This is a genomic window from Gilvibacter sp. (genome assembly GCF_013214815.1).
In the GTDB taxonomy this organism is placed as follows: Bacteria; Bacteroidota; Bacteroidia; order Flavobacteriales; family Flavobacteriaceae; genus Gilvibacter.
In genome coordinates this window covers 1-7,611 of the sequence record NZ_JABSPU010000094.1, presented here as the reverse complement: position 1 = coordinate 7,611, position 7,611 = coordinate 1, and the positions used below count along the sequence as shown (strand labels likewise).

Below are 7,611 nucleotides of genomic sequence, written 5' to 3'. Positions count from 1 at the left end.
CAATACAAGAGGCCGCTGTTGAGTTCCAGGCCGCCGTCTACTGTGGAGATTCCAAAGTCAAAATAATTCAGATGGTCAAATTCCATCAGAATCAAATGATCAAAAAGTAAGTCTAAAGTGCCTAATTGTTGACGTTCCGCACCTGCGGCAATATACTGCACATGTGCTGTTGTTGAAGTTTCAAAAACTACACAGCCACCCACCATTCGGGTTTTATCATAAACCAAAAAAAGGTGAATATTCTCTGGAAAGTCCAATTGCAAGGCAGCGATCTCTTCGGCCGTGTGAACGGGTTTGGCCTCATGACGCGCCTCCAGATTTGGAATTAGAATTTCATCCCAAAAGCCTTTAAAATCTGTCGATTGTTTGATGGTCAGGCCTAATTTCTTGGCCTTCTTAACCCCTTCATATCTGTTGGATTGAATCGGCAATGGGTTGCGCAAATCAATCGTACTAGCAGACTCCACCTTTAAGGTTTGAGCCCCGGCAATAAAGCTTAGGTAATCCAACTCTTGACTGGGCTGACTGCAGTAAATGTCGGGCATGGCTTTAATGACCACTTGAGTAATACCTTGAGATTCGGCAGCCTCAAAAAGGGCCAAGAGCATTTCCACATAATTGTTGAACTTCACCGTTGGTTGGATTACCAGACCTCCGTAAGACAAGCCTCCATGGGAGACCCATCGATCTTCTTTAAGATTAGCTGGGAATAGCGCAACGAGCTTATCCCCTTTAAAAATGCATTGGGATGCATCCTTAAAACGGTCAGCGTGATATTCCATAAAACTTCTATGAAATAAGAAGGTCGCATTCTTGGCCTGGCTCACAAGCTGGTTCCAGGCATCGGCCCATTCTGGTCGGTAAGCGGCTACGCGGTACGTACTCAAATTGCTGCAGAATTTAGCGTGAAGGTAAAAAAATTGGCGGCCTTGACCTAATACCTACGCCAACTTAAACGACAGAAACTAAGAATTGTTTTTGGCGCGTTTACGATCCACTTCCTTGAGCAAAACCTTGCGAAGTCTCAAATGATTTGGAGTCACCTCAACGTATTCATCCTTTTGGATGTATTCCAAAGCCTCCTCCAAAGAGAATTTGATGGCCGGGACAATACGCGCCTTATCATCAGCTCCTGCAGAACGTACGTTGGTCAGTTTTTTGGTCTTGGTCACGTTTACGGTCATATCATCACCGCGTGAATTCTCTCCAATCACCTGCCCTTCATAGATCTGCTCTCCCGGATCGATAAAGAACTTACCACGCTCCTGAAGCTTGTCAATAGAATAAGGAATCGCCGTTCCGTTCTCCATAGAAACCATACTTCCGTTGATACGCTCCGGAATTCCTCCCTTAAGCGGTTGGTACTCCAAGAAACGATGAGTCATAATGGCCTCACCAGCGGTTGCGGTAAGGAGTTGATTTCTCAGTCCGATGATCCCTCGAGAAGGAATCAAGAAGGTACACAGCATACGATCACCCTTGGCTTCCATAGAAGTGATATCTCCTTTGCGCATGGTTACCAATTCCACGGCCTTTCCGCTAACGGTCTCTGGTAAATCAATGGTCAATTCCTCAAACGGCTCACACTGCACCCCATCTATGGTTTTGATGATCACCTGCGGCTGACCGATCTGCAATTCATAACCTTCACGACGCATGGTCTCAATCAGTACAGAAAGGTGCAATACCCCACGGCCAAAGACCATGAATTTATCCGCGCTATCGGTAGGCTCTACACGAAGTGCCAAGTTCTTTTCCAATTCGCGCTCCAAGCGCTCTTTGATGTGACGGGAGGTCACAAACTTTCCGTCTTTTCCAAAGAAAGGAGAATCGTTAATGGTGAAAAGCATGCTCATGGTTGGTTCGTCAATGGCAATGGTTGCCAAGGCTTCTGGTGCTTCTTGATCAGCTACAGTATCACCGATCTCAAAACCTTCCAAGCCAACAAGTGCACAAATATCACCCGCGTGAACTTCGCTCACTTTTTTACGTCCTAGGCCTTCAAAAGTGTGTACTTCTTTGATCTTGGATTTGATCTGTTTGCCATCTCTTTTGATCAAGCTTACTTGCATGCCTTCTTTGATCTCGCCGCGTTGAACACGTCCAATCGCAATTCGACCTGTAAAGGAAGAATAATCCAAAGAGGTTACGAGCATTTGCAGGCTGCCCTCCTCTACTTTTGGAGATGGAATGTGCTCCATAACCATTTCTAAAAGCGGCTCGATAGAATCTGTTCGGTTTTGCCAATCATCACTCATCCAGTTTTGCTTGGCCGAACCATAAACGGTCGGGAAATCCAACTGCCACTCTTCTGCACCCAATTCAAACATGAGGTCAAAAACAGCTTCGTGCACTAAATCTGGCGTACAATTCTCTTTATCTACTTTGTTGATCACCACACAAGGTTTGAGACCTAGGGAGATCGCCTTTTGCAATACAAAACGCGTCTGCGGCATTGGGCCTTCAAAGGCATCTACCAACAAAAGCACCCCGTCTGCCATGTTTAATACACGTTCTACTTCTCCACCAAAATCGGCGTGACCAGGAGTATCAATGATGTTGATCTTGGTCCCTTTGTAGTTTACCGCTACGTTCTTAGAAGTAATGGTGATTCCGCGTTCGCGCTCCAGATCGTTATTGTCTAGAATGAGTTCCCCAGTCTGTTGGTTCTCACGAAACAACTGACAGTGGTGCATGATCTTGTCTACCAAGGTTGTTTTACCGTGGTCAACGTGCGCAATAATGGCGATGTTCTTGATATTCATGGCTCCTATGTTTAAGGCGGTGCAAAAGTACACGCAATTATTGGATTAGCAGCTATATGACTCAGAAGATTCCTATCTTTGCACCTTAAAATCAAGTTGATGAACCTCAGCAGTATTCCAAAGCTAAAAAACACCGACAGTAATAACTTCTTTCTTATGGCCGGACCTTGTGCCATTGAGGGCGAAGAAATGGCCATGCTCATAGCAGAAAAAGTCAAAGCCATTACCAGTCGATTAGAGATTCCCTACATTTTTAAAGGCAGTTTCAAAAAGGCCAATCGCAGCCGTTTGGATAGCTTTACAGGCATTGGAGACACTACAGCTTTGGAAATATTAGCTAAAGTTGGAGCTAACTTCGATCTACCGACAGTTACCGATATCCACGAGGTAGAAGATGCTGCCAAGGCTGCAGAATATGTGGACGTGCTTCAAATCCCGGCCTTTTTAGTACGCCAAACTGATTTGGTTGTGGCTGCTGCTAAAACGGGCAAAGTGGTCAATTTGAAGAAGGGGCAGTTCATGAGTCCTGAGAGTATGCAGCACGCAGTGACCAAAGTGCTTGAAAGCGGAAACGATAAAGTGATGGTGACCGACCGCGGAACCATGTTTGGCTATCAAGATATGGTGGTAGATTTTAGAGGAATCCCAACCATGAAGAATTTTGCGACAACAGTATTGGATGTGACTCACAGTTTGCAACAACCCAATCAGACTAGCGGAGTAACCGGTGGACGCCCAGAGATGATAGCAACTATTGCTCGTGCGGGAATTGCGGCAGGTGTTGATGGCTTATTCATTGAAACGCATTTTGACCCTGCAAACGCCAAGAGTGATGGCGCCAATATGTTGGATCTTTCCTTGTTGGAAAAGGTATTGTCTGATCTTACCGCTATTCGTAAAACGATCAATCAGCTGTAAAAACCACGATCGCGCACGCTCAGAGCATTCGCAATCACCTCTTCTAAAATTTGTTGATCTATCGCTTCAAGGGATTTGTAGCGGAGCGATTTCATGACTTTACGCCCCTTGGTTTCCAAATGCTCCAAATGGACCGTAAGATGTGCTGCTTGCCAAAATCCCAGATCTACATAACCCTTAGTGACATTCAAATAACAGAAGGGTTTGTCATCGATATAAAAGAAAGGAATCCGATACTTGTATTTGAGCACAGCCTCTGGAGCCAAGCGTCTAACCGTGGCCTCAAAGTGCAAGAGTATGCTTTTAAAAGGCTCTGCCTGATCTAAAATATATGCTTCAGCGGGATTCAAGATATTTCGTAACTTTTTGGAGAATTAAAGATACAAATGCGCAACTTAATTGCTTTACTTTTTTTAAGTCTGACGGCTTTGGGGCAGCAGAACCCAAAGATCCAAACCGTTTTGGCTACTTACCCCACGGAATTTGAAACGGTAAATGATCTGGCTAAAAAGATCGCTTATGACTTCAAAACCGATGAGGATCGCGTGGAGGCCATTTACAGTTGGATCACCGCGAACATTCGTTATGACTACAATCAAATCTTCCAACAAAAACCCAAGAACACTTGGATCCGTTACCGCAGTCAGGAAGAAAAAAAGCGTAAAGAACAACAGGCCTTAGATATTCGTCTCAATGAGATCTTGCGCGTAAAACACACCTTGTGTTATGGATACAGCAATTTATTTAAACGACTCTGTGATTTGATGGGTTTAAATGCAGTTACCATAAACGGCTATACCAAAAAAGCGGTCGCCGTAATTGGAGACCCCACGCCTTTTAAAAACCATTCTTGGAACGCGGTTTATTTGGATGGAAAGTGGCAACTCTTTGATTTGACATGGGCTGCGGGTTATACTGATATATTGAAAGACCGTTGGCTACGCGAGCGAAATGATTATTACTTTAAGACCGATCCACAGCAATTGATCAGCACCCACTTACCGGCCGATCCTAATTGGCAATTGCTTCAACTCCCTTTGAGTAATGAGGCTTTTTTTGAGGAACCTATCTATTACCCGAGTTATTATCGCGATTGTTTTGTTTTGAGTGCAAAAGAAGACGGTATCCTAACGGCTGACGGAAGAAAGGTGAGCATTACTTTTTCCAGCATTCCCAAAGGACGGACTCTTTTCTATGCCGTGGACGGCAAAAGAGAGATCGTAGAAGTTGATCGGATCAAACAAACGCCAGACGGCCAATACCGCGTAGATATTTTTGGACTCAAAAAAGATGCGCGACAACTGACTCTGTATAGCAATCTAAGTCCAGCAATAGATTTTAAACTCCTCTAATTCAAATAAAAAAAAGGGCGCTGCTAAGCACCACCCTTTTAATAGAATCCTGATTTTATCAACTCCCCAATTGAAAAAATCTATGATGTAAAGTTGACGATTTCCTCAAGGGAGCACAAAGGGAATTTCCCCCTTTTTATGACAGGGTTTTTCCTATTTTTTGGTAAGGCCGAGCCGTAATCTAGGCATATTCTAAAGTTTCGAAGTATTTCTCTGCCCTTTTGATCAAAGTACTTTTCTTTTCCGCATCCCATTTGTCAAAAGTGCGTAAAAGCATAGCCAAACGTGGATTGGAACCAAAGAAATCCCTTTGCTTGTCCATAAAGTGCCAAAAAAGAGCATCCCAGGTTTGCTGCCAATCTCCTTTGGAGTAGTTGCTCATCTTTAAAATGTAATTGCTACTGCTTATATAGGGCTTGGTTGCAAAAAGTCCGCCGTCGGCAAATTGGCTCATCCCATAAACATTAGGGACCATAACCCAATCGTAGGCATCAATGAACAATTCCATAAACCATTTGTAAACCTCTTTGGGGTCAAACTCGCAGAGCAACATAAAATTACCCAACACCATAAGGCGTTCAATGTGGTGACAGTAACCGGTTTTCAGAACCTTCTTGATGGTATCATCAATAGGCGGTATTCCGGTTTCTCCCGTGTAAAAGGACTTTGGGATCTTTCGGTCAAAGCCCCAAAAATTCTCAGTTCGCATCGGCACGCCTTTGGCCACATACATCCCGCGAATAAACTCGCGCCAACCCATGATCTGCCTAACAAAACCTTCTAAACTCTGGATCTCAATGCCGTTTTCTTGGGCAAAACTCAGACTGCGATCTAAAACGTACTGCGGAGTCAATAAGCCGACATTCATCATGGGCGTTAGAATGGAATGATGCAGATAGATCTCCTCTTTCACAATGGCATCTTCATAAGGTCCAAAGCCTGCAAAGCGTTGCTCCAAAAACTGTTCAAACCAATCCTTTGCGGTTTGGAAATCCATGGCATACAAAGGAGAATCACTGACTTTTCCATAATTGTTCTCAAAGTGTTCTTCCACATATTCCAAGGCTTCTTTATAGGCATCCGTTCGATCAGGAAATTGAATCGGCGGAGGCGTTTTCCCTTTGGGATATTTTTTCCGATTGTCCACATCATAAGTCCATTTGCCACCTTCGGGTTGGTCCCCCGCAGTGATCAAGATATCTCTAGACTTGCGCTGATCCTTGTAAAAAGTAGTTTGATGAAACTTCTTTTTATCCGATCTAAAAAAACCAGAGAGTTCTTCTCTGCTATTCAGAAACATTGGAGTATCACAGACCTCTAATTCAAGTCCTGCAGCATCAACAGCCTCGTTCAACCATTTATCCAAATAGAAATCCACGGGATCCACCAAATGAAGTTTGGTGTACCCCTGCTCTTTTAACTGAGAAATGAGCTTCTTTAGGGGTGCGTATTCTTCGTGAAACTCCAGATAGGTCACCTTAAATCCTTCCTTTTCCAAAAACTCAGCATAGGTTTTCATGCTAGCGCGATGATAGACCAACTTCTGCTTGTGAAAGTTTTGATAGGTAAAAAGTAGCGGTGACTCCACCAAAACTACATCGCGCCCTTTAGCCAAAGCTGGGTGGTGTTCAAACAATTGATGAGGAAAGACGATACTAACGGCACTCATGAGTTCTTGTTTTTGTTACCACTACAGCGCTTACTGCAATACTTTACCTGCTCCCAGTCGCGCTCCCATTTTTTTCTCCAGGTGAAAGGGCGACCGCAACTAAGGCAGATCTTTGTAGGCAGTGGTTTTCGCATTTATTGGTTCTTTTTAAAATCGGGCAGATCCGCTACACGGGCATAGGGATAGTCGCCTACCTCAGTCATTTTATAATAGGTGTTCAAACCAGAGATACCCGCTATTGCTAACTTTTCGAGGTTTAGTTTTCCGTTCGCTTCATCTACCCACTCAGGGACTTCAATAAGTTCTATTCGTCCAATAACAAAAAGGGTTCCGTTTTGAGGTATAGGGATCTCATTGACTTTCTTTAAGCCGATCTTAACCGGAGATTCTTTTACAAAAGGCGCCGGGAAGTTTCCGAGGTATTCCGGAGTGAATCCGCAGCGCTCAAACTCACTCTCCCCTTCATCAAACTTAGCAGAGGTATAATGCGCTTGTTCTGTATGAGCAGCAGGCACATGATTGATGGTATAATAACCGCTCTGCTCGAGGTTATTATAGGTGTCGCGTCTAAACTCAAAATGCGGGCGCAGCACAAAACCTAAAAAAGGTGGATTGCTCCCCAAATGCACTACAGAACTGAAGATCGCTAGATTTTCCTGGCCGTCACTGCTCACGGTACCAATTAGATTTGCAGGCTTAACGCCCGTGATGGAATTGATCAAATGCAAACGTTTAATCCGATCCATTTCGGTAATATCGTTATGGGTGTATTGTGTTTTCATTTGCTGCGTCGGGTATGTGTTTTTAAAATTCTTTGTTTTTCTTTTTGTACCTGCGGATGTTTTCTGTGCCCGTAAATGCGTTCGCGAGCGGCCTTTCCAGAAGCTTCCAAATCCACCAAAGGATG

General features: G+C 44.1%; 8 protein-coding genes. 2 read left to right on the top strand and 6 right to left on the bottom strand.

Annotation, left to right across the window (positions count from 1 at the left end; genetic code table 11):
* Positions 1-887: GNAT family N-acetyltransferase (locus HRT75_RS13555; protein ID WP_291187793.1), on the bottom strand; the 887-nt coding region annotated here is incomplete at its 3' end.
* A 78-nt stretch (positions 888-965) separates the two neighbouring features.
* Complete coding sequence (typA, locus tag HRT75_RS13550; protein ID WP_291187790.1) at positions 966-2,765, bottom strand: translational GTPase TypA; 1,800 nt, start codon at positions 2,763-2,765, stop codon at positions 966-968.
* 99 nt (positions 2,766-2,864) lie between these two features.
* Between typA and kdsA the strand changes: the two genes are divergently transcribed.
* On the top strand, positions 2,865-3,683 hold the full coding sequence (kdsA, locus tag HRT75_RS13545) for a 3-deoxy-8-phosphooctulonate synthase (protein ID WP_291187787.1): 819 nt from the start codon (positions 2,865-2,867) through the stop codon (positions 3,681-3,683).
* Here kdsA and HRT75_RS13540 read toward each other — a convergent pair.
* Positions 3,674-4,033, bottom strand: a complete 360-nt coding sequence (locus tag HRT75_RS13540; protein WP_291187785.1) for a DUF1801 domain-containing protein — start codon at positions 4,031-4,033, stop codon at positions 3,674-3,676. The genes kdsA and HRT75_RS13540 overlap by 10 nt on opposite strands.
* 36 nt (positions 4,034-4,069) lie before the next feature.
* Here HRT75_RS13540 and HRT75_RS13535 point away from each other — a divergent pair, with 36 nt between their 5' ends.
* Positions 4,070-5,035, top strand: a complete 966-nt coding sequence (locus HRT75_RS13535) for a transglutaminase domain-containing protein (RefSeq protein ID WP_291187782.1) — start codon at positions 4,070-4,072, stop codon at positions 5,033-5,035.
* 181 nt (positions 5,036-5,216) lie between these two features.
* On the opposite strand, the gene HRT75_RS13530 is transcribed toward HRT75_RS13535, so the two are convergent.
* From HRT75_RS13530 to HRT75_RS13520, 3 genes are read right to left on the bottom strand one after another with little or no spacing between them, the layout of a single operon-like run.
* Entirely contained in the window at positions 5,217-6,704 is a 1,488-nt protein-coding gene (locus HRT75_RS13530) for a cryptochrome/photolyase family protein (RefSeq protein ID WP_291187779.1), read from the bottom strand.
* Complete coding sequence (locus HRT75_RS13525; RefSeq protein WP_291187776.1) at positions 6,701-6,838, bottom strand: DUF2256 domain-containing protein; 138 nt, start codon at positions 6,836-6,838, stop codon at positions 6,701-6,703. Before HRT75_RS13525 ends, HRT75_RS13530 begins: the two co-directional genes overlap by 4 nt.
* Positions 6,839-7,486 carry a flavin reductase family protein gene (locus HRT75_RS13520; RefSeq protein WP_291187774.1) on the bottom strand — a complete coding sequence of 216 codons (648 nt, stop codon included), beginning with the start codon at positions 7,484-7,486 and terminating at the stop codon, positions 6,839-6,841. It abuts the gene before it with no gap.
* Positions 7,487-7,611: the final 125 nt, after the last annotated feature.